General features: G+C 60.2%; 20 protein-coding genes. 13 read left to right on the forward strand and 7 right to left on the reverse strand.

Features of this window, described 5'->3' with window-relative positions:
* Positions 1–3: 3 nt before the first annotated feature.
* The 4 genes from BMY36_RS07275 to puuE all read right to left on the reverse strand — a co-directional run bounded on the left by BMY36_RS07275 (position 4) and on the right by puuE (position 4,462).
* Positions 4–1,491: a nucleobase:cation symporter-2 family protein gene (locus BMY36_RS07275; protein WP_050520510.1), complete on the reverse strand. Its 1,488-nt coding sequence runs from the start codon at positions 1,489–1,491 to the stop codon at positions 4–6.
* Positions 1,492–1,570: 79 nt separating this feature from the next.
* On the reverse strand, positions 1,571–2,095 hold the full coding sequence (locus BMY36_RS07280; protein WP_050520511.1) for an ureidoglycolate lyase: 525 nt from the start codon (positions 2,093–2,095) through the stop codon (positions 1,571–1,573).
* A gap of 121 nt (positions 2,096–2,216) precedes the next feature.
* Positions 2,217–3,050 carry a bifunctional allantoicase/(S)-ureidoglycine aminohydrolase gene (locus tag BMY36_RS07285; protein WP_050520512.1) on the reverse strand — a complete coding sequence of 278 codons (834 nt, stop codon included), beginning with the start codon at positions 3,048–3,050 and terminating at the stop codon, positions 2,217–2,219.
* Entirely contained in the window at positions 3,047–4,462 is a 1,416-nt protein-coding gene (puuE, locus tag BMY36_RS07290; RefSeq protein WP_050520513.1) for an allantoinase PuuE, read from the reverse strand. The genes BMY36_RS07285 and puuE overlap by 4 nt, the downstream gene beginning before the upstream one ends.
* A gap of 153 nt (positions 4,463–4,615) precedes the next feature.
* Here puuE and uraH point away from each other — a divergent pair, with 153 nt between their 5' ends.
* The 10 genes from uraH to BMY36_RS07340 all read left to right on the forward strand — a co-directional run bounded on the left by uraH (position 4,616) and on the right by BMY36_RS07340 (position 13,373).
* Positions 4,616–4,975 carry a hydroxyisourate hydrolase gene (gene uraH / locus BMY36_RS07295; protein WP_050520514.1) on the forward strand — a complete coding sequence of 120 codons (360 nt, stop codon included), beginning with the start codon at positions 4,616–4,618 and terminating at the stop codon, positions 4,973–4,975.
* A gap of 102 nt (positions 4,976–5,077) precedes the next feature.
* Entirely contained in the window at positions 5,078–5,638 is a 561-nt protein-coding gene (locus BMY36_RS07300) for a NifU family protein (protein ID WP_050520515.1), read from the forward strand.
* A complete protein-coding gene (gene tsaB / locus BMY36_RS07305; protein ID WP_050520516.1) occupies positions 5,628–6,272 on the forward strand; it encodes a tRNA (adenosine(37)-N6)-threonylcarbamoyltransferase complex dimerization subunit type 1 TsaB in 645 nt (214 codons plus the stop codon). Before BMY36_RS07300 ends, tsaB begins: the two co-directional genes overlap by 11 nt.
* Positions 6,269–6,730 carry a GNAT family N-acetyltransferase gene (locus BMY36_RS07310; RefSeq protein ID WP_050520517.1) on the forward strand — a complete coding sequence of 154 codons (462 nt, stop codon included), beginning with the start codon at positions 6,269–6,271 and terminating at the stop codon, positions 6,728–6,730. The genes tsaB and BMY36_RS07310 overlap by 4 nt, the downstream gene beginning before the upstream one ends.
* Before the next feature lie 139 nt (positions 6,731–6,869).
* On the forward strand, positions 6,870–7,865 hold the full coding sequence (locus BMY36_RS07315) for a BMP family lipoprotein (protein WP_050520518.1): 996 nt from the start codon (positions 6,870–6,872) through the stop codon (positions 7,863–7,865).
* Positions 7,866–9,434, forward strand: a complete 1,569-nt coding sequence (locus BMY36_RS07320; RefSeq protein ID WP_050520519.1) for an ABC transporter ATP-binding protein — start codon at positions 7,866–7,868, stop codon at positions 9,432–9,434.
* Complete coding sequence (locus BMY36_RS07325; RefSeq protein ID WP_050520520.1) at positions 9,431–10,525, forward strand: ABC transporter permease; 1,095 nt, start codon at positions 9,431–9,433, stop codon at positions 10,523–10,525. Before BMY36_RS07320 ends, BMY36_RS07325 begins: the two co-directional genes overlap by 4 nt.
* Entirely contained in the window at positions 10,525–11,490 is a 966-nt protein-coding gene (locus BMY36_RS07330) for an ABC transporter permease (protein WP_050520521.1), read from the forward strand. Before BMY36_RS07325 ends, BMY36_RS07330 begins: the two co-directional genes overlap by 1 nt.
* A gap of 183 nt (positions 11,491–11,673) precedes the next feature.
* On the forward strand, positions 11,674–12,594 hold the full coding sequence (locus tag BMY36_RS07335) for a sulfite exporter TauE/SafE family protein (RefSeq protein ID WP_050520522.1): 921 nt from the start codon (positions 11,674–11,676) through the stop codon (positions 12,592–12,594).
* The gene (locus BMY36_RS07340; RefSeq protein ID WP_082224898.1) at positions 12,591–13,373 is read left to right on the forward strand and encodes a TIGR02186 family protein; all 783 of its coding nucleotides are present in this window, start codon (positions 12,591–12,593) and stop codon (positions 13,371–13,373) included. Before BMY36_RS07335 ends, BMY36_RS07340 begins: the two co-directional genes overlap by 4 nt.
* A gap of 95 nt (positions 13,374–13,468) precedes the next feature.
* Here BMY36_RS07340 and BMY36_RS07345 read toward each other — a convergent pair whose 3' ends face one another.
* From BMY36_RS07345 to BMY36_RS07355, 3 genes are read right to left on the reverse strand one after another with little or no spacing between them, the layout of a single operon-like run.
* The gene (locus BMY36_RS07345; RefSeq protein ID WP_050520523.1) at positions 13,469–14,779 is read right to left on the reverse strand and encodes an MATE family efflux transporter; all 1,311 of its coding nucleotides are present in this window, start codon (positions 14,777–14,779) and stop codon (positions 13,469–13,471) included.
* A 5-nt stretch (positions 14,780–14,784) separates the two neighbouring features.
* Positions 14,785–15,309: a PaaI family thioesterase gene (locus tag BMY36_RS07350; protein ID WP_050520524.1), complete on the reverse strand. Its 525-nt coding sequence runs from the start codon at positions 15,307–15,309 to the stop codon at positions 14,785–14,787.
* Positions 15,306–15,740 carry a PaaI family thioesterase gene (locus tag BMY36_RS07355; RefSeq protein WP_050520542.1) on the reverse strand — a complete coding sequence of 145 codons (435 nt, stop codon included), beginning with the start codon at positions 15,738–15,740 and terminating at the stop codon, positions 15,306–15,308. Before BMY36_RS07355 ends, BMY36_RS07350 begins: the two co-directional genes overlap by 4 nt.
* Before the next feature lie 126 nt (positions 15,741–15,866).
* Here BMY36_RS07355 and BMY36_RS07360 point away from each other — a divergent pair, with 126 nt between their 5' ends.
* The 3 genes from BMY36_RS07360 to BMY36_RS07370 all read left to right on the forward strand — a co-directional run bounded on the left by BMY36_RS07360 (position 15,867) and on the right by BMY36_RS07370 (position 18,604).
* The gene (locus BMY36_RS07360; RefSeq protein ID WP_050520525.1) at positions 15,867–16,232 is read left to right on the forward strand and encodes a MerR family transcriptional regulator; all 366 of its coding nucleotides are present in this window, start codon (positions 15,867–15,869) and stop codon (positions 16,230–16,232) included.
* A 158-nt stretch (positions 16,233–16,390) separates the two neighbouring features.
* Positions 16,391–16,801 carry a MerR family transcriptional regulator gene (locus tag BMY36_RS07365; RefSeq protein WP_050520543.1) on the forward strand — a complete coding sequence of 137 codons (411 nt, stop codon included), beginning with the start codon at positions 16,391–16,393 and terminating at the stop codon, positions 16,799–16,801.
* A 27-nt stretch (positions 16,802–16,828) separates the two neighbouring features.
* A complete protein-coding gene (locus BMY36_RS07370) occupies positions 16,829–18,604 on the forward strand; it encodes an acyl-CoA dehydrogenase C-terminal domain-containing protein (RefSeq protein ID WP_050520526.1) in 1,776 nt (591 codons plus the stop codon).
* Positions 18,605–18,628 lie beyond the last annotated feature (24 nt).

An 18,628-nucleotide genomic window follows, 5' to 3' on the forward strand; every position in this document is an offset into this window, starting at 1 on the left:
ATATTAGTGGTCAGCCTGCGCTGCAGCTTTGCGTGCGTCCGCTTCCGACCCGCTGGCCCCGTTGAAAAACAGGTTCAGCAAAACAGCCGCGATGGAGGCGAGCAAGATGCCGCTTTCGATCAACGGGTGGATGACATGGGGCAGCCACATCATGTAATTTGGCGCGATCAAGGGGATCATGCCAAAGCCCAGCGATACGGCGACGATGAACAGGTTAAAGCGGTTGCCCGCAAAATCCACGCCTGCGGCCAGAATACGGATGCCCGTGGCTGCAACCATACCAAACATCACAAGGCCAGCACCGCCAAGGATTGCTGTTGGCAACGCCTCTACCAGCACGGCCATTTTTGGGGTGAGGCCCAAAACGATCAGGATAAGACCACCGGCCACCGCGATGTAACGGCTTTTGATGCCTGTCACGCCCACAAGCCCTACGTTTTGCGAAAAGCTGGTATAGGGGAAGGTGTTGAAGATGCCGCCGATGATGGTGCCCAAACCGTCGACGCGCAGGCCAGCGGCCAGACGTTCTTGGGTGATTTTGCGGCCTGTCATGTCACCAAGCGCCAAGAACATACCGGTGGATTCGATCATCACCACGATCATCACCAAAGTCATTGTGATAATCATGACCGGGTCAAACACGGGCATGCCGAAGTGGAACGGGGTGATCAACGCGAACCATTGCGCATCGGCCACTTTGTCGAAATGCATCAGGCCCAAGGCGGCGGCCATAACGCCACCGATCACAATGCCCAAAAGCACGGCGATGTTGGACACGAAGCCTTTGCCAAACTTGGCGATCATCAGGATGGACAGCAACACCACGGCAGAAATGCTCATGTTTTGCAGGCTGGCGTAGTTGGGGTTGTTGACGGTGGGCGACAGGCCCAGACCCGCTGGAATTGGCGGGATGGTGGAGCCTGCGGCGGCGGCCAGATCCTTGACCTGCGTTAGCCAAGCGGCGTGTTCAGGGTTCACGATTTTGACGGCTGTTGGACCGACGGGGACGCCGAAAATCCAGTTAATCCCGATGCGCATCAAGGTGACGCCGATGACCAAAATGATGGTGCCGGTGACGACGGGTGGGAAAAAGCGCAGCATTTTGGAGACAATCGGCGCTATCAACAACGCGATGATACCCGCCCCGATGATAGACCCGAAGATAAGTTGCGCGCCGGCGTAACCGGGGTTTTGGGCGCCGATGGCGACCATTGGACCGACGGAAGCGAAGGTGACGCCCATCATCACGGGCATTTGGATGCCGAAAAAGCGGGTCGCGCCCAAGGATTGGATGATGGTCACGATACCGCAGACAAAAAGGTCAGCGGAGATCAGGAACGCCACGTCTTTGGGTTCGAGTTGCAGGACGCGGCCGACGATCAGGGGCACAGCGATTGCGCCCGCATACATCACCAGCACATGTTGCAGGCCCAACGTAAACAGCACGGGGGTTGGTAGAATCTCATCTACCGGTTTTACGTCTTTGGTCACTTTATGGTTCCTCCCATCAAGGGTTTGGGGTTTGTTTTTTCAAGCTGCGTGCCGCCCCAACCGCACCGCCCGTCCGTCATCACGGCGCCCGGCCTCCTCCGGTCGCGGGCGCCGTGGGGGAAATACCCGGGGCCGTGACGACCCAAGGCAATGCGAATATGTGTTCTTCAAGGTTTGGCGTGGGGCCAATCCGGTCCACCACGGCAAAAAGGCCGGGGGCGTGGAGGGGGGTGAGGACGCCGTGCCACGTGCCGCGGTGCAGGTTGATGCCTTGCGCGCCGTTGGTGATAAAAGCGCGGGGGGGGGCATCGGGGGCGGTGGTGACGATGACGAGGAACGGGTGCTGGGTCATCGGCAGGAACGCTTGGGAACCGTCGGGGTGACGTTCGACCAGATCGAGCGTGTAGGGGAAGCTACGCGCCTGCGCGTGGAAGATGGAGATGCCGGTGCGCGCGTCGCCCACGTCGATTTGGGCGCGGTCATGGAAGCGGCCGCACAGCCCTTGGTTGATCATCTTGTCGGGGGTGCCTGTAGCGTCCAGCACATCGCCAAAGGGGGCGAAGGCATGGGCGGTGAGGGGTTCTGGGGTGATGATGCGTGTCATTGCGGCCTTTGGGTTTGGTGGCGGGCAGCCGGGGGTTTCACGTCCCCGCGCCGGCTGGTTCTTGAACCAGTGGCGAACAAGCCGCCGCCCCTGTGAGGTATTTTTACCAAGATGAATTGGATTAGCGGGGGTTCAGGGGGCCGCGCAGGTTGGCGTGGCGGTTTACGTCTTTGTACAGCAGGTAGCGGAAGGGGCCGGGGCCTGCGGCGTAGCAGGCTTGGGGGCAGAACGCGCGCAGCCACATGAAATCGCCGCCTTCCACCTCCACCCAGTCTTGGTTGAGTTTGTAGACCGCTTTGCCTTCGAGGACGTAAAGCCCGTGTTCCATGACATGGGTTTCTTCAAACGGGATGACGCCGCCGGGTTGGAAGGTGACGACGGTGACGTGCATGTCGTGGCGCAGATCGTTCGGATCCACAAAGCGGGTGGTGGCCCATGCGCCGTTGGTGTCGGGCATTGGGGTGGGGGCGATGTCGTGGTCGTTCAGGATGAGGGGGGTGGGTTTTTCAATGCCGGGGGCGGGTTCCCAGATTTTGCGGATCCAGTGGAAGCAGGCGTTTTGGGTGCCCATGTTGTGGAGCGACCAGTCGCTGCCTGCGGGGATGTATGCGTAGCTGCCTGCTGTTAGGGTGTGGGTTTGCCCTTGGAGCGTCAGCGTGGCGCTGCCTTGGGTGAAGAACAGCACGGATTGCACGGAGGGGTCGTTTTCGGGGGCGGAGGCGCCGCCGCCGGGGGCCACCTCCATCACATATTGGCTGAAGGTTTCGGAAAATCCAGTCATGGGGCGGGCGATGATCCACAGGCGGGTTTTGTCCCATCCCGGCAGGAAGCTGGTCACGATATCGGAAAATACGCCGCGCGGGATGAAGGCGTAGGCGTCGGTGAACACTGCGCGGCCTGTCATCAATTGCGTTTGCGGTGGCAAGCCGCCTGTGGGGGCGAAATAATCGGTCATGGCAGCATATCCTTTAGGCGCAGGTCTGCGATGCGTTCGACTTGCGCGCAGGCGGTGGTGAATTCGGTTTGGGTGTCGTTGCCGATGCGGGTTTTGAAGGCGGCGAGGATGCTGTCCTTGGTTTGATCGCGCACGGCGATGATGAAGGGAAAGCCGTGTTTGGCGACGTAATCGGTGTTGAGCGATTGGAAGGTGGCGCGTTCGGCATCGGTGAGGCTGTCCAGCGCTGCGCTGGCCTGCTCGGCGGTGCTTTCGGCAGTCAGGCGTTTGGCGGCGGCGAGCTTGCCTGCGAGGTCGGGGTGGGCGGCCAGGACGCCCATACGCTCGGCCGGGGTGGCGGAACGGAACATGCGACACAGGGCGTTGTGCAGGCCCACGGCGCTGTCATGGGCTGGGCCGAGTTCCAGCGCGTGGGCGCGGTCGGCAATCCATGGGGAGTGTTCAAAAATGGAGCCAAATTTAGCGGTGAAGGTGGCGCGGTCCATTTGGCTGGGGCGGTCGCGGCGGGTGTGGGCGTGGTGGGCGGCCCAATGTGCCGCGATATCCATGCGGCGGGGGAACCAGACGCCCTCAAAGCCTTGGGCGTAATCCAAGAACCGCATCAGGCCCGCGATTTTGCCGGGACGCCCGATGAGGCGGCAATGCAGGCCGATGGAGAACATCTTGGCCGCCCCTGCCCCGCCTTCGGCATAGAGCACGTCAAAGCTGTCTTTGAGGTATTGGAAGAACTGCTGCCCTTCAATGTAACCCGGCGCGGTGGCGAAACGCATATCATTCGCCTCCAGCGTATAGGGGATGATGAGTTGGTCGCGCATCCCAAATTCCATCCAATGCGGCAGATCATCGTCGTAAGTGTCTGAAATCCAATCAAAACCGCCTTCTTCGGCCACCAAGCGCACGGTGTTGACGGAACAGCGGCCCGTGTACCAGCCGCGCGGGCGGGTGCCGACGACTTCGGTGTGCAGGCGCACGGCTTCGGCTATCGATGCGCGCTCTTCCGCCTCGGGCATGTCTTTGTGTTCGACCCATTTCAGACCGTGAGAGGCGATTTCCCAATCGGCGGCTTTCATGGCCGCGACCTGTTCGGGATTGCGCGCAAGGGCGGTGGCGACGCCGTAAACGGTGACCGGAATGGCGCGGGAAGTGAAAAGTTGGTGCAAGCGCCAGAAGCCTGCGCGCGCGCCGTAATCGTAAAGCGATTCCATGTTCCAGTGGCGTTTGCCGGGCCAAGGGGCAGCGCCTGCGATGTCGGACAAGAACGCCTCGGACGCCGCATCGCCATGTAGGACGTTGTTTTCGCCGCCTTCTTCATAATTCAGGACCAGCGATATCGCAATTTTAGCATCATTGGGCCAGCGGGCATCGGGCGGGTTGGCGCCATAGCCTGTCATATTGCGGGGGTATCTGTTCACGCTGGCCTCCTACATTTGGGCTTTTGCTTGTTTATGCCGAACAACCTGCAAAATTTTACAAATAAATTTTGAAAGACTTACAACGCAAGTAAGAGGTCGCCAGAGAGGCGCGAATACGGCAGGATTGGGCGAAATTGACCAAGGAGGCAAGCGATGGCTGCGGGAAAATTGACGACGCATGTGTTGGATACGGCGCGGGGCAAACCTGCGGCGGGGGTGACGATCACGCTGTTTCGGGTGACGGATGCGGGTTTGGTGCGGGTGACGCAGACGGTGACCAATGCGGACGGGCGCACGGATGCGCCGATGCTGGCGGGCGCAGATTTGACCGTTGGCGTGTATGAATTGTTGTTTGAGGCGGGGAATTACCTGCGCGAAAGCGGCCAAGCGGCAGGGGATGTGTTGTTTTTGGACGCGATTCCCATTCGGTTTGGTGTGCCGGATGCGGGCGCGCATTACCATGTGCCGTTGTTGATTAGCCCGTTTGCCTATTCGACCTATCGCGGGAGTTGAGTTTGGGCGGCCGGGTTTGGGCGGGTGGATTTAGAACGACTCTAAACCTTGACTTTGCAGGGCGTGGGGCGCATATCAGAGTAGAATTGTCGGAGATAGAGAATGTTCATCCAGACCGAATCCACCCCGAACCCCGCCACGCTGAAATTCCTGCCCGGCCAGACCGTGCTGGAGATGGGGACAGCCGATTTTCCAAGCCGTGAGGCAGGGGACGCATCGCCACTGGCGCGCCGTATTTTTGCAACGGGCGATGTGGCAGGTGTGTTTTTTGGTAATGATTTTGTCACCGTGACCAAGGTGGAAAGCGCGGATTGGGACCATATTAAGCCCGCCATTTTGGGCGCGATTATGGAGCATTACCAGTCGGGTGCTGCGGTGCTGGACGGGGAGCCTGTGGCATCGGGGCATGCCGAGCATACGGGCGAGCATGGTGATATTGTGGCCCAGATCAAAGAGCTGCTGGACACCCGCGTGCGCCCTGCGGTGGCGCAAGATGGTGGCGATATTACGTTCCACGGGTTTGACCGGGGTGTGGTTTATTTGCACATGCAAGGGGCCTGTGCGGGCTGCCCATCATCAACCTTGACCCTGAAGATGGGGATTGAGAATTTGCTGCGCCATTATATCCCCGAGGTGCTGGAGGTGCGGCCCGTTGCCGCCTGAACAGCCCTTGCTGGCGTTTGACACATCGGCCGCACATTGTGCGGCCGCTTTGTTGTGGCGCGGCGACATTGTGGCGCAGGTGCGCGAACCGATGGCCAAAGGGCAGGTCGAACGCCTGATGCCGATGATCGAGGAGATGTTGGCGGGCGTGGGCCTGCACTGGCGCGATTTGGGGGCGATTGCGGTGGGTGTGGGGCCGGGGAATTTTACCGGAATTCGGATTTCGGTGGCGGCGGCGCGGGGGCTTGCGTTGGGGTTGGGCGTGCCTGCGGTGGGCGTGACCGGGCCAGAAGCGTTGGCGTATGGCCGCGGCGGGTTGCTGCGGGTGGCGACCCCTGCGGCGCGCGGGGCTTTGTATTTGCAGGATTTTGGTGGAGAGGCACCGCTGGGGCCAATCCGAGAGGGGCATGTGGACGGCGCTGAATTTTGGCCCGGCCCCGGTGTAGCGATGATTGGCGATTGGCCAGAGGGGCGGGGTGCTGTTTGCCCGGACCCTGCGGCGCGCGTGTGCGCGATTGCCTTTGTAGGCGCGCGCAAGGTGACGGCGGGCGCGGGATTGCCTGCGCCGTTTTACTTGCGGGCGGCCGATGCCGCCCCACCAAGCGACCCGCCGCCCGTGATCCTTGACGCATGACACCGGACGCATTGGCCAGCCTGCATGCGCGCTGTTTTATCACACCTGCACCGTGGTCTGCGGCGGCGTTTGCCGGGCTGCAAGACAGCTTTGGCGCCTTTACCCTTGGCGATGCGCGCGGGTTTGTGATGGGCCGCGTGGTGCTGGAGGTGGCGGAGGTGTTGACGCTGGCCGTGGACCCGGAGGCGCGGCGGGTGGGGGTGGCGCGGGCGCTGATGCTGGGGTTTCATGACGTGGCGCGCGGTATGGGGGCGCAAGAGGCGTTTTTGGAGGTGGCGGCGGATAACGTGGCGGCGATTACCCTTTATCAATCATTGGGATATGCGCAGGTTGGGCGGCGGCGCGGGTATTACGCGGTTGCGGGCGCTGTGGCATTGGACGGGTTGGTGATGCAGCGCGCGCTGTCTGGCCAGCGTTTGCCGCAAGGGCAAGATTTGGGCGGGGCGGGCAAAACTTGACCGCTTGGCCGAATTACGCCGGACCGGGGCAATTGCCTATTGACCCTTTGCCCCAATCCCGCCCAAATTTGGGCAGGACCCACCGCCCCCAAAGGGGGATTCTGTAAGGTGGCAAAAATATAACCGGGAGACGATACACATGAGCCTGATGAAACACCTGACTGCGGCGACGGCCACGATTGCGCTGACCGCTGGCATGGCCGCGGCCGAGCCTGCGCTGATTTTCGACCTTGGCGGCAAGTTTGACAAATCGTTTAACGAGGCCGCCTATGAGGGGGCGCAGCGTTGGGCCAAAGAAACTGGCGGGACGTATAAAGAGCTGGAAATGCAGTCCGAAGCCCAGCGCGAGCAGGCGTTACGCCGTTTGGCAGAATCGGGCGCGAACCCGGTTGTGATGACCGGTTTCGCGTTTGGTGATGTGTTGGCGCAGGTTGCCCCAGATTTTCCAGACACCAAATTTGCGATCATCGACATGGTGGTGGACCAGCCCAACGTGAAATCGGTGGTCTTCACCGAGGAGCAGGGGTCGTTTTTGGTGGGCATGATGGCCGCGATGGCATCCAAAACCAACACTGTTGGGTTTATCGGCGGCATGGACATTCCGTTGATCCGTAAATTCGCTTGCGGTTATGCCCAAGGCGTGAAAGCGGCGAACCCGGATGCGACCGTGATTGCCAACATGACAGGCACAACGCCTGCCGCATGGAATGACCCGGTAAAGGGTGGCGAATTGGCCAAAGCGCAGAAAAGCCAAGGCGCTGACGTGATTTATGCGGCAGCGGGCGGCACTGGTTTGGGCGTGTTGCAAGCGGCGGCTGATGAAGGGATTTTGGCGGTTGGTGTTGACAGCAACCAAAACCATTTGCAGCCCGGCACCGTTTTGACATCCATGCTGAAGCGTGTGGATAACGCTGTTTACGCAGCCTTCACCGAAGGTACGGAAATGACCGCTGGCGTCAATGTTATGGACCTTGCCGCAGGTGGCGTGGGCTATGCGATGGATGACAACAACGCAGCACTGGTTTCGGATGAGATGAAAGCAGCGGTTGAGGCGGCATCGGCGGCGATCATCGCGGGCACGACCGTGGTTCACGACTATATGTCTGACGAAACCTGTCCGGCGTTGACGTTCTAAATGACGGATACGGGACATACGGGGCGGCAGGAAACTGCCGCCCCAACCGATTTGCCGCTGGCGATTGAGCTGCGCGGGATTTCGAAATCGTTTGGTTCGGTGCAGGCCAACAAGGATATTTCGATCAAAGTTGCCAAAGGGTCGATCCACGGGATTATCGGGGAAAATGGCGCGGGCAAGTCGACGTTGATGTCGATCCTTTACGGGTTTTACAAGGCGGACGCGGGCGAGATTTATATCGCAGGCCGTTTGACCCCTATTCCCGACAGCCAAAGCGCCATTCGGGCGGGCATTGGCATGGTGTTCCAGCATTTCAAACTGGTGCAGAATTTTACGGTGCTGGAAAACGTGATTTTGGGGGCCGAAGGCGGCGCCATGCTGCGCAAGGCAATGGCCAAAGCGCGCGAGACATTGGCCGCACTGGCCCGCGATTATGAATTGGACGTGGACCCCGATGCGGTGGTGGAGGACCTGTCGGTCGGCCACCAGCAGCGCGTGGAGATTTTGAAAGCGCTGTACCGGCAGGCCGATATTTTGATCTTGGACGAGCCGACGGGGGTTTTGACCCCTGCCGAAGCCGACCAATTGTTTCGCATTTTGAACGGCTTGCGCGATCAGGGCAAAACGGTGATCTTGATCACCCACAAGCTGCGCGAGATTATGGAAATTACGGATACCGTATCCGTGATGCGGCGCGGGCAGATGACGGCGACGGTGAAAACGCGCGACACATCGCCTGAGGAATTGGCCGAGTTGATGGTGGGCCGCAAGGTGTTGCTGGCGGTGGAAAAACAGGCGGCAGCCCCCGGTGCGATGGTGCTGGAGGTGGAAAACCTGCGCGTGCGCGATGAGGCGGGGGTGGAGCGGCTGAAAGGCATTAGCCTGACCATTCGCGCGGGCGAGATTTTGGGCATTGCAGGCGTTGCCGGTAATGGCCAGTCGGAATTGCTGGAGGCGCTGGCGGGCATTGCGCGCGGTACGGGAACCGTGCGCCTGAACGGGGTGGAAATTGCGCTGACAGCCAGTGCGGACGGGCAAAGCAGACGGGCGCGCGGCATTGCGCATGTGCCCGAGGACCGCCAACATCTGGGCCTAATTATGGATTTTACGGCGTGGGAGAATGTGGCGTTTGGATACCATCACGCGCCGGAATATCAGCATGGCCTGATTTTAATGAACAATGACGCCATTCGCGCCGATACCGTGTCCAAGATGGAACGCTACGATGTGCGCCCGCCCATTCCCACATTGGCGGCCAAAAGTTTTTCGGGCGGCAACCAGCAAAAGATTGTGGTGGCGCGGGAAATGGACCGCAATCCGGATTTGTTGCTGGTGGGGCAGCCGACGCGCGGTGTGGATATTGGCGCGATTGAATTTATCCACAAACAGATCGTGGCGTTGCGCGATACGGGCAAGGCGGTGCTGTTGGTGTCCGTGGAATTGGACGAGATTATGAGCCTGTCGGACCGGATTGCCGTGATGTTTGACGGGCAGATTATGGGGGAACGTGACCCCGCCACCACGAATGAACGCGAATTGGGATTGTTGATGGCGGGGGTTGCCGAATGACTGCGATGCCGAAATGGGCCGATGCGGTTTTGGTGCCTTTGATCAGCCTGCTGATTGCGTTTGTAATTTCCGGCCTTGTGATTTTTGCGATTGGTGAAGACCCGATTGCGGCGATGAAGCTGATGGTTTCGGGCGCGCTGGGGTCCACCTATGGCTGGGGCTATACGCTGTATTATGCGACCAATTTTATCTTTACCGGGTTGGCAGTGTCGATCGCGTTTCAAGCGGGATTGTTCAATATTGGCGGTGAGGGGCAAGCGAGCATTGGCGGGCTGGGGGTTGCGCTGTGTTGTTTGTACATTCCCTGGCCGCATTGGTCGCTGGCGTTGATGGGGGCGGTGGTTGCGGCGGCGGTGTTTGGGGCGGCCTGGGCGGCGATTCCCGCGTATTTGCAGGCCAAACGCGGCAGCCATATTGTGATCACCACGATCATGTTCAACTTCATCGCATCCGCGGTGTTGGTTTATGTTTTGGTGAATGTTCTGCGGCCCACGGGGTCGATGGACAGTTCCAGCGCGCGGTTTGATGAGGTGATGCACCTGCCCAGCCTGCATGATGTTTTGGCGCTGGTTGGGATACCGTTTAACAACCGCAATCCGGCGAATATCAGTTTGGTGATTGCGCTGGTGGCCTGCGTGGGCGTGTGGATTTTGATGTGGCGCACGCGGTTGGGGTATCAGTTGCGCGCCTTTGGCAAGTCGGAAAAAGCCAGTGTTTACGCAGGGATAAACCCGGTGCGCATCACCATGTATGCCATGCTGCTGTCGGGCGGATTGGCGGGGATGATGGCCGTGAACACGGTGATGGGCGAAGGGCAGCGGTTGATCTTGAACTCGGTCGAGGGGGCGGGGTTTATTGGCATCGCGGTGGCCTTGATGGGGCGCAGCCACCCGGTGGGCGTGCTGTTGGCCGCAATTTTGTTTGGGTTTTTGTACCAAGGTGGCGCGGAACTGGCGCTGTGGACGAAAATTCCGCGCGAATTGATTGTGGTTATTCAAGCGCTGGTGATTTTGTTCACAGGCGCGCTGGATGACATGGTGCGCCGCCCGGTGGAACGGGTGTTTGTGATGCTGCAAAAGGGGAAAACCTGATGGATTTCGCCACCCTGATCCAGATTTTGGACAGCACGGTGCGGCTGGCCACGCCGTTGTTGTTTGCCTGTTTGGCTGGGTTGTTTTCCGAACGCGCCGGGATTTTCGACATCGGGCTGGAAGGCAAAATGCTGGCGGCCGCATTTTTATCGGCGGCGGCGGCGGCGGTGACGGGGTCGGTTTGGCTGGGCGTGGGGGCGGGGATTTTCGCGTCGTTGATGCTGTCGGGGATCCATGGGTTAGCGTCGATCACGTTCCGGGGCAACCAGTTGATTTCGGGGGTGGCGATTAATTTTTTGGCGTCTGGGTTGACGGTTTTGTTGGGGCAGACGTGGTTTGGGCTGGGAGGGCGGACGCCGCCGCTGACCGGAGATGCGCGGTTTGGGCCAATCACCCTGCCCTTTGCCGATGCGCTGGCGCCGGTGCCGTTTATTGGCCCGATCTATGCAGAATTGATTTCGGGCCATTCCGCGCTGGTCTATTTGGCGATTGCGTGCGTGCCTGCCAGTGCGTGGATTTTGTACCGCACGCGGTTTGGGTTGCGACTTCGCGCGGTGGGGGAAAACCCGGCGGCGGTAGATACGGCGGGGGTGTCGGTGAACGGTATCCGCTTTGCCGCCGTGGCAATTTGCGGGGTGTTGTGCGGGCTGGCGGGGGCGTATTTGGCGTTGGGGCTGGCGGCAGGGTTTGGTAAGGAAATGACGGCGGGGCGCGGATATATTGCGCTGGCCGCGTTGATTTTCGCCAAATGGCGGCCGTGGTATGCGTTGGGGGCCACGATGCTGTTCGGGTTTTTGGAGGCGGTGGGCAACCGCTTTCCCAACATTGATCTGGGCCTGTTTGTGCTGCCTTCGCAGTTCATGCAAGCGCTGCCCTATGTGCTGACCGTGGTGATTTTGGCCGGGTTTATTGGCAAGGCGGTGCCGCCGCGCGCGGGTGGCCAGCCTTATGTGAAAGAGCGGTAACACCCCAAGTTTGCGGGCGAAATTGTAACCTATGTGGCAAAGCGTGTGCAGCGCGCGCCTATGGGGGTTTGACTTCACCGCGCAAGGCGCGCAATCCTTGGGGCAATCGGTCCCGTCCTTCGCCCTGCGCCATTGCGGCGTTGCCTGTCCTTATTGCACGTTCCGCGCAGATCGCCCTTTTTTATGCAGCTTTACCTTCCCATTGCTGAACTTTCGGTCAACGCCTTTGCCCTGTTGGGGCTGGGCGGGATTGTGGGTGTGATGTCGGGGATGTTTGGCGTGGGCGGTGGGTTTATCATCACGCCCTTGCTGTTTTTCATGGGCATCCCGCCTGCGGTGGCGGTGGCGACCGGGGCCAATTTGGTGGTCGCGTCGTCGGTGTCCGGCGTGCTGGCGCAGTTAAAGCGCAAGGCGGTCGATTTTCGCATGGGGATGGTGCTACTGATTGGCGGTTTGCTGGGGTCTGCGGGCGGGATTTGGGTGTTTTCTTGGCTGACCACGCTGGGGCAAATCGATTTGTTTGTGCAGCTGTGCTATGTTTTGTTTTTGGGCATTGTTGGCGCGATGATGTTCAAGGAAAGCCTTGGGGCGTTGTTGCGCGCGCGCAAACCCGGGGGGCCAATCCGGCGGTCGCATGTGCATTATTCGGTGCATAAACTGCCGTTGAAAATGAAATTTCGCGCGTCTGGCCTGTATATTTCCGTTATCCCGCCGATGCTGGCGGGGGCGGGCGTTGGGTTTTTATCGGCGATTATGGGCGTGGGTGGCGGGTTCATCATGGTGCCTGTGATGATTTATTTGCTGGGGATGCCGACCAAGGTTGTGGTGGGCACATCGCTGTTTCAGATTATTTTTGTGACCGCCTTCACCACCGTGATGCATGCCGTGACCAGCCAAACGGTGGATATGGTGTTGGCGCTGGTGTTGATTATTGGTGGAGTGATTGGCGCGCAGATCGGGTCGCGCATTGGGTTGATGCTGCGCGCCGAACAGTTGCGGATTTTGCTGGCGCTGATGGTGTTGGGGGTGTGTTTGCGCATCGCCCTTGGCCTGCTGTTGACCCCGGATGAGCTGTATTCCATTGCGCCGGGGCGGTTGCCATGACAGTGCGCGCGCTGATGTTCCTGTTTGCGTTGGGGATGCCTGTGCAAGCGCAGGAGGTGCCTGTTGCGGGCGGCGAGACGATTGTCGCGGGGTTGAGCCAGAATTTGGTCGCGATCACCACAAATTTCACCGGGTCCGAGATTTTGATCTATGGCGCTGTGAAACGCGATGCCCCGATCCCGCAAGGCGCGCCGTTGGAGGTGGTGGTGACGGTGCAAGGCCCGTCGCGGCCCGTGACCGTGCGGCGCAAGGAACGCCAATTTGGGATTTGGATGAACACGCAGGCCGTGTCGATCAGTGCGGCCCCCAGTTTTTACGCCATCGCATCATCGGTGCCGTTGGAACAAGCGCTGTCGGCGACTGAGGATTTGCGCCACCAAGTGACGATTCCCAGCGCCATTCGCGCTGTGGGCATTGCCGCTGAGGCCGAGGATGCGCCCGTTTTCCTAGAGGCGTTGATTCGGTTGGAGGGGGAAGCGGGCGATTATTCGCTGGCTGAGGGCAGCGTGACGTTAGCCGAATCCACCTTGTTTCGCGCAGACGTGGCCCTGCCCGCCAACTTGACCGAAGGGGCGTATAAGGTGCGTTTGTTCATCACCCGCGACGGGCAAGTTGTGGACAGCCATGAGGAATTGATCACGGTGAACAAGGATGGGTTGGAGCGCTGGATCTATAACCTCGCGCATGCGCAGCCGTTGATTTATGGGCTGTTGTCGTTGGTTTTGGCGGTTGCGGCGGGTTGGGGCGCATCGGCGGGGTTTGGGTTGTTGCGGCGCTAAGCGCCAAGCCGTTTAGGGGTATTGCGGCGCTAAGCGCCAAGCCGTTTAGGGGTATTGCGGCGCTAAGCGCCAAGCCGTTTAGGGGTATTGCGGCGCTAAGCGCCGCGGGCCTTACCCTCTACCAACTGCCATTTCAGGCCCATTGAAATGCCGCGTGTGATGTTCAAAACCATCAGCGCCGCCCACAGCCCGTGATTGCCCCACAGCGGGACCAAAACCAGCAGCGCGATGCCATAAGCGATGACCGAGAGCAGCATGGTTTGGCGCATCACGCGGGCCAGGGTGGCCCCGATAAAGATACCATCCAGCATCCATGCCCAGACGCCGATGATGGGGGCGGCGACCAGCCACGGCAGGAATTCGCGGGCCATAAGGCGGACTTGGGGGGCGGTGGTCATCAGATCAATCAGCGCGGGGCCGGCGGCGAGGTAGACGAGCGACAAGCAAGCGACCGCGCCCGCCCCCCATTGCGTGCTAACGATGGAGGCGCGGCGGGTGGCGGTGACGGAGCGTGCGCCGACCGCTTGGCCCACCAACGCCTCGGCGGCAAAGGCGAAACCGTCGAGGAAAAAGGCGGCGATGGTGAGAAATTGCATCAGGACTTGGTTGGCGGCCAGCGTGACATCGCCCTGCCCCGCGCCCAGAAACAAAAAGCTGGTAAAGCTGATTTGCAACAGGATGGACCGGATCATGATATCGCCGTTGACCACCGCCATATGGCGCAGGGCGGCGGCATCGCGCAACCGGGCCAGACCGGGGGCCAGCGCCGCGCCAAAGGCACTGCGACACAGCCAAAGGCCATAAGCAAGCCCGGTCCATTCCGCGATGAGAGTGGCGATTGCCACGCCTTGGACGCCCCAACCTAGGCCCAGCACGAACCACAAATCCAGTGTGATGTTCACGCCGTTGATCCACAGCTGCAGGATAAGCACCGCGCGGGTGCGTTCCGTTGCGATCAACCAGCCGGTGACAGCATACAGCGCGATGGTGGCGGGGGCGCCCCAGATGCGGATGTGCAGATAGGATTGCGCAAGGGTTTCCACCGCCTCGCTGCCCGGTGACAGCCATAATGCGCCTGCAAACAAGGGAATTTGCACAAGGATGAAAAACACGCCTGCTGCCGCCCCGATCAACAAAGCGCGCAGCAAGATCGCCGTCACCTCGGCCGGGTTATTCGCGCCAACGGCTTGTGCCGTAAGGCCGGTGGTGCCCATGCGCAAAAAGCCGAAAATCCAGTAGACGGAGGCCAGAATGATCGCGCCGATGCCCACAGCGCCGATCGGGGCGGGCAGGCCCATTTGGCCCACCACCGCCGTATCGACCGCCCCCAGCAGCGGCACGGTGACATTGGCCAGAACGATGGGCACAGCCACGCGCATGACGCGGGCATGGGTGATGGGTTGCATCGCTGTCAGCCAGCGCCCCCCGCATCATCATCGCGGCTGGGCATCAAGAAATGCCCGGTTGCTTGGGCAAACAGGCGGCTGCGATTGTCTTGCCACGCCTCAACATGTACGCTTGCGTAGCGCCGCCCGGAGCGGTTGATGCGCGCGCGGGCGTAAGCATCGCGCGGCAGGCCGGAGCGCAGGTAATCCACGGAAAAGTCGATGGTTTTGGGCAGGGCGATAAGGCCCGCCCCCTCTGCCGGGTCAAGGCGACCTTCTTCCATCTCCTCCCACAGCATGGACCAGCTTAGGTTGATGATCGCCGCCACCTCTAGGAACGCGGCGGTGACGCCCCCGTGGATGGCGGGCAGCATGGGGTTGCCGATCAGTTTGTCATCAAAGGGCAGAATGGCGGTGAGTTCGTCACCACGGCGATCAAACTGGATGCCCAGAAATTTGATGTAGGGCACGCCCCCCACCAACCGCGCGAGGGCGGCGTCGCGGCGTTGTTTGATGACTTGGACGGGTTCGGGGCGCGCGCGGGGGGTCATGGCTTTGCCCCTTTTGACGGCTCGATGGAAAAGGCCCCAGAGGCGGTGGCGACGGGGCGCGCGGTGTCGGCATCGGTGGTGGTGACGCGCACGAAGGCAACCGACCGGGTGACGTGGTAACATTCCGCCCGCGCGGTGATGCGTTGGCCGGGGGTGGCGGGGCGCATGTAATCAATGCGCAAATCCAGCGTGGCGGTGGATGCGGGCTGGCTGGGGTGGCACATCACCGCCGCGCCCGATGCCGTGTCCATCAGCGCAGATACTGCGCCGCCGTGGATAACGCCCGTGGCCGGGTCGCCGATAAACCGGGCGTCATAAGGCATCGACACCACGGCAACCCCATCTTGCAGCGCGTCCAATTCCATGCCCAATGCGACCGAATGGGGCAGTGCCGAAATGAACTGGCGGATGATTTTTGTGCTGTCTGTCATAAGCCACCTTTTGCTGCCCCTCATGTTCCCCATCACGGCGCGCGGCGCAAGCCCTTGCGTCATGGCGGCAAGTGATTGCAACGCGGGGCGCATCGGCCTAACCTTTGCGCAAAGGGGATACTTGCGATGACCGACGCCCGGCTGAGTTTTAAGGAAATGTGCGCGAAGTTTGATGTGACCCCGCGCACGCTGCGATATTACGAATATATCGAGTTGCTGGAACCTGAAAAGGATGGCCGCGCGCGCTGGTATGGCCCGCGTGAAGTGGCGCGCATGACCCTGATTTTGCGGGGCCGCCGCTTTGGGTTCAGCCTGGAGGAAATTCGGCAATGGCTGCTGATTTACCGCAAGGATGGGACCAAACCGCAGCTTGCCGCATGGCAGGCGTTGGCGGATAGGCAGTTGGCGGAATTGGAAAAACAGCGCAGCGAATTGGATTTGACCATCGCCGATCTGCGCGCATTGCGCGACACGGCCTTGAAAGAAGTGTAACCCCGCGCGGGTCATTTCTTGCCTAACATTACGTCACCCAAAATTTGACGCCACGTTACAGTGACGCGCACGTCAATTGATCTGGTAAGCTGATATCAACACCTCCATGTGACGTTGCGACAGGGGCCGATCCCCGCCCCGCAATGATGAGAGATATGATGACCAGTGATGACCAGATGACCATTCGCCAAATGTGTGACGCTTATGATGTTACGCCGCGCACCTTGCGATTTTATGAGGCGAAAGAGCTGATTTTTCCGCAGCGCGACGGCACCAAGCGGCTGTTCAATCGCCGCGACCGTGTGCGATTGGCGTTGATTTTGCGCGGCAAACGCTTTGGTTTCAGCCTGGAGGATATTCGGCAACTGCTGGACATGTACGACCTTGAAGGGTCAGAGCGCAGCCAGTTTGTGCGCACCTATACGCTGGCCCAAACCCGTTTGGCCCAGATGGAACAACAGCGCGATGAGATGATTGAGGCGATTGCGGAGTTGAAATCTGAACTTAGCGCCGCCGCCCCGCAATTTGACGCTTATGCGACGCCAGACGGGGCGAAATCCGCCGCCTGATACCACTGCAATTCAAGGGAGAAACCGATGCCCATTTATAACGCCCCCGTCCAAGATATTCAGTTCCTGCTGCAAGATGTGCTGCACGTCAGCGAAAGTGGCGTGCCGGGGTATGAGGATCTGGAGGCCGATTTCACCAGCGCCGTGCTGGAAGAAGCGGGCAAAGTGGCGCGTGATGTGTTGGCCCCTTTGAACGCGTCGGGCGATGCCGAGGGCTGCGTTTTGGAAAACGGCGTGGTGCGCACCCCCAAAGGGTTTGATGCCGCGTTCAAGGCGATGAAGGACGGCGGCTGGACCGCGCTGGATTGCGACCCTGCCTATGGTGGCCAAGGCCTGCCCTATGTCATGGGCACCGCCGTGGGTGAGATTTTTGTGGCCGCCAATATGGCGTTCAACATGTATCAAGGCCTGACGCATGGCGCCTATTCCGCGATCCATACCCATGGCACGGATGCGCAAAAGGCGATGTATTTGCCCAAAATGGTGTCGTGTGACTGGACCGGCACAATGAACCTGACGGAACCGCATTGCGGTACCGATTTGGGGTTGATGCGCACCAAAGCAGAGCCGCAAGACGATGGCAGTTACCTGATCACCGGACAAAAGATTTTCATTTCGGCGGGTGAGCATGATTTGGCGGAAAACATCATCCATCTGGTGTTGGCCAAGGCCCCCGGCGGCGGTGAAGGCACGCGGGGCGTGAGCCTGTTCATTGTGCCCAAGTTTTTGGTGGGGGATGATGGCGCTTTGGGCGCGCGCAATGGCGTGGCCGTCGGGTCGATTGAACGCAAGATGGGTATTCACGGCAACGCGACCTGCGTGATGAATTATGACGGGGCAAAGGGCTGGCTGCTGGGTGATTTGCACAAGGGCATGAAGGCCATGTTTACCATGATGAACGAGGCGCGGCTGGGTGTGGGCCTGCAAGGCTATGCGGTGGCCGAAGCGGCGTATCAAAACGCAGTGGTTTATGCGCGCGACCGGTTGCAGGGGCGCGATGTGACGGGGGCGAAAAACCCAACCGGCCCCGCCGACCCGCTGATCGTGCATCCCGATATTCGCCGCAGCCTGATGGACCAAAAAAGTTTTGTCGAAGGGGCGCGGGCGTTTACGTTCTGGGGCGCGCATCTGATCGACCGTTCGGTGCGGGCGGGGGATGCGGATGCCGAGGGGTTAATCTCACTGCTGACCCCGGTGATCAAAGGCTTTTTGACCGACAAAGGGTTTGAAATGGCCGTGCAAGCGCAACAGGTTTGGGGCGGCCACGGATATATTGAGGAAAACGGCATGAGCCAGTTTGTCCGTGATGCCCGGATTGCCCAGATTTATGAAGGCGCGAACGGGGTGCAGGCGCTGGACCTTGTGGGGCGCAAACTGGCGCAAGACGGCGGCAAGCATGTGATGGCGTTTTTTGAGATGATCAAAGGGTTCATCAAGGAAAACCAAGAGGATGCGCGGATGACACCGTTCACCGACCCGTTGAAAGCAGCGTCAAAGGATGTGCAGGCGGCGGCGATGTATTTCATGCAAAACGGGGTGAAAAACCCCAACAACGCGCTGGCCGGCTCAACCGACTTTTTGCACATGATGGGGCATGTTTGCCTTGGCCTGATGTGGGCGCGGATTGCCAAAGAGGCCTATGCGGGCTTAGATGCGGGAACGGGCGATGCCGGTTTCTTGAACACCAAAATTGCGACAGGGCAGTATTACATGGCACGACAGCTGCCCGCGACCGGTCTGCATTTGGCGCGGATCGAAACTGGGGCGGCACCGGTGATGGCGCTGGCGGCGGATGCGTTCTAAGATAAGGTAGCGGTGGGTTAAAAC

The organism is Pseudorhodobacter antarcticus (assembly GCF_900110135.1).
Taxonomy (GTDB): Bacteria; Pseudomonadota; Alphaproteobacteria; order Rhodobacterales; family Rhodobacteraceae; genus Pseudorhodobacter; species Pseudorhodobacter antarcticus.

What these genes read in the sequence shown, in the direction of transcription:
- BMY36_RS07300 (WP_050520515.1), top strand. Translation starts at nt 5,078, where the DNA reads ATGTTCATCCAGACCGAATCCACCCCGAACCCCGCCACGCTGAAATTC.
- BMY36_RS07360 (WP_050520525.1), top strand. Translation starts at nt 15,867, where the DNA reads ATGACCGACGCCCGGCTGAGTTTTAAGGAAATGTGCGCGAAGTTTGAT.
- uraH (WP_050520514.1), top strand. Translation starts at nt 4,616, where the DNA reads ATGGCTGCGGGAAAATTGACGACGCATGTGTTGGATACGGCGCGGGGC.
- BMY36_RS07370 (WP_050520526.1), top strand. Translation starts at nt 16,829, where the DNA reads ATGCCCATTTATAACGCCCCCGTCCAAGATATTCAGTTCCTGCTGCAA.
- BMY36_RS07355 (WP_050520542.1), bottom strand. Translation starts at nt 15,740, where the DNA reads ATGACAGACAGCACAAAAATCATCCGCCAGTTCATTTCGGCACTGCCC.
- BMY36_RS07350 (WP_050520524.1), bottom strand. Translation starts at nt 15,309, where the DNA reads ATGACCCCCCGCGCGCGCCCCGAACCCGTCCAAGTCATCAAACAACGC.
- BMY36_RS07335 (WP_050520522.1), top strand. Translation starts at nt 11,674, where the DNA reads ATGCAGCTTTACCTTCCCATTGCTGAACTTTCGGTCAACGCCTTTGCC.
- BMY36_RS07285 (WP_050520512.1), bottom strand. Translation starts at nt 3,050, where the DNA reads ATGACCGATTATTTCGCCCCCACAGGCGGCTTGCCACCGCAAACGCAA.
- BMY36_RS07280 (WP_050520511.1), bottom strand. Translation starts at nt 2,095, where the DNA reads ATGACACGCATCATCACCCCAGAACCCCTCACCGCCCATGCCTTCGCC.
- BMY36_RS07325 (WP_050520520.1), top strand. Translation starts at nt 9,431, where the DNA reads ATGACTGCGATGCCGAAATGGGCCGATGCGGTTTTGGTGCCTTTGATC.
- BMY36_RS07320 (WP_050520519.1), top strand. Translation starts at nt 7,866, where the DNA reads ATGACGGATACGGGACATACGGGGCGGCAGGAAACTGCCGCCCCAACC.
- BMY36_RS07315 (WP_050520518.1), top strand. Translation starts at nt 6,870, where the DNA reads ATGAGCCTGATGAAACACCTGACTGCGGCGACGGCCACGATTGCGCTG.
- BMY36_RS07340 (WP_082224898.1), top strand. Translation starts at nt 12,591, where the DNA reads ATGACAGTGCGCGCGCTGATGTTCCTGTTTGCGTTGGGGATGCCTGTG.
- BMY36_RS07330 (WP_050520521.1), top strand. Translation starts at nt 10,525, where the DNA reads ATGGATTTCGCCACCCTGATCCAGATTTTGGACAGCACGGTGCGGCTG.
- BMY36_RS07345 (WP_050520523.1), bottom strand. Translation starts at nt 14,779, where the DNA reads ATGCAACCCATCACCCATGCCCGCGTCATGCGCGTGGCTGTGCCCATC.
- BMY36_RS07310 (WP_050520517.1), top strand. Translation starts at nt 6,269, where the DNA reads ATGACACCGGACGCATTGGCCAGCCTGCATGCGCGCTGTTTTATCACA.
- BMY36_RS07365 (WP_050520543.1), top strand. Translation starts at nt 16,391, where the DNA reads ATGACCAGTGATGACCAGATGACCATTCGCCAAATGTGTGACGCTTAT.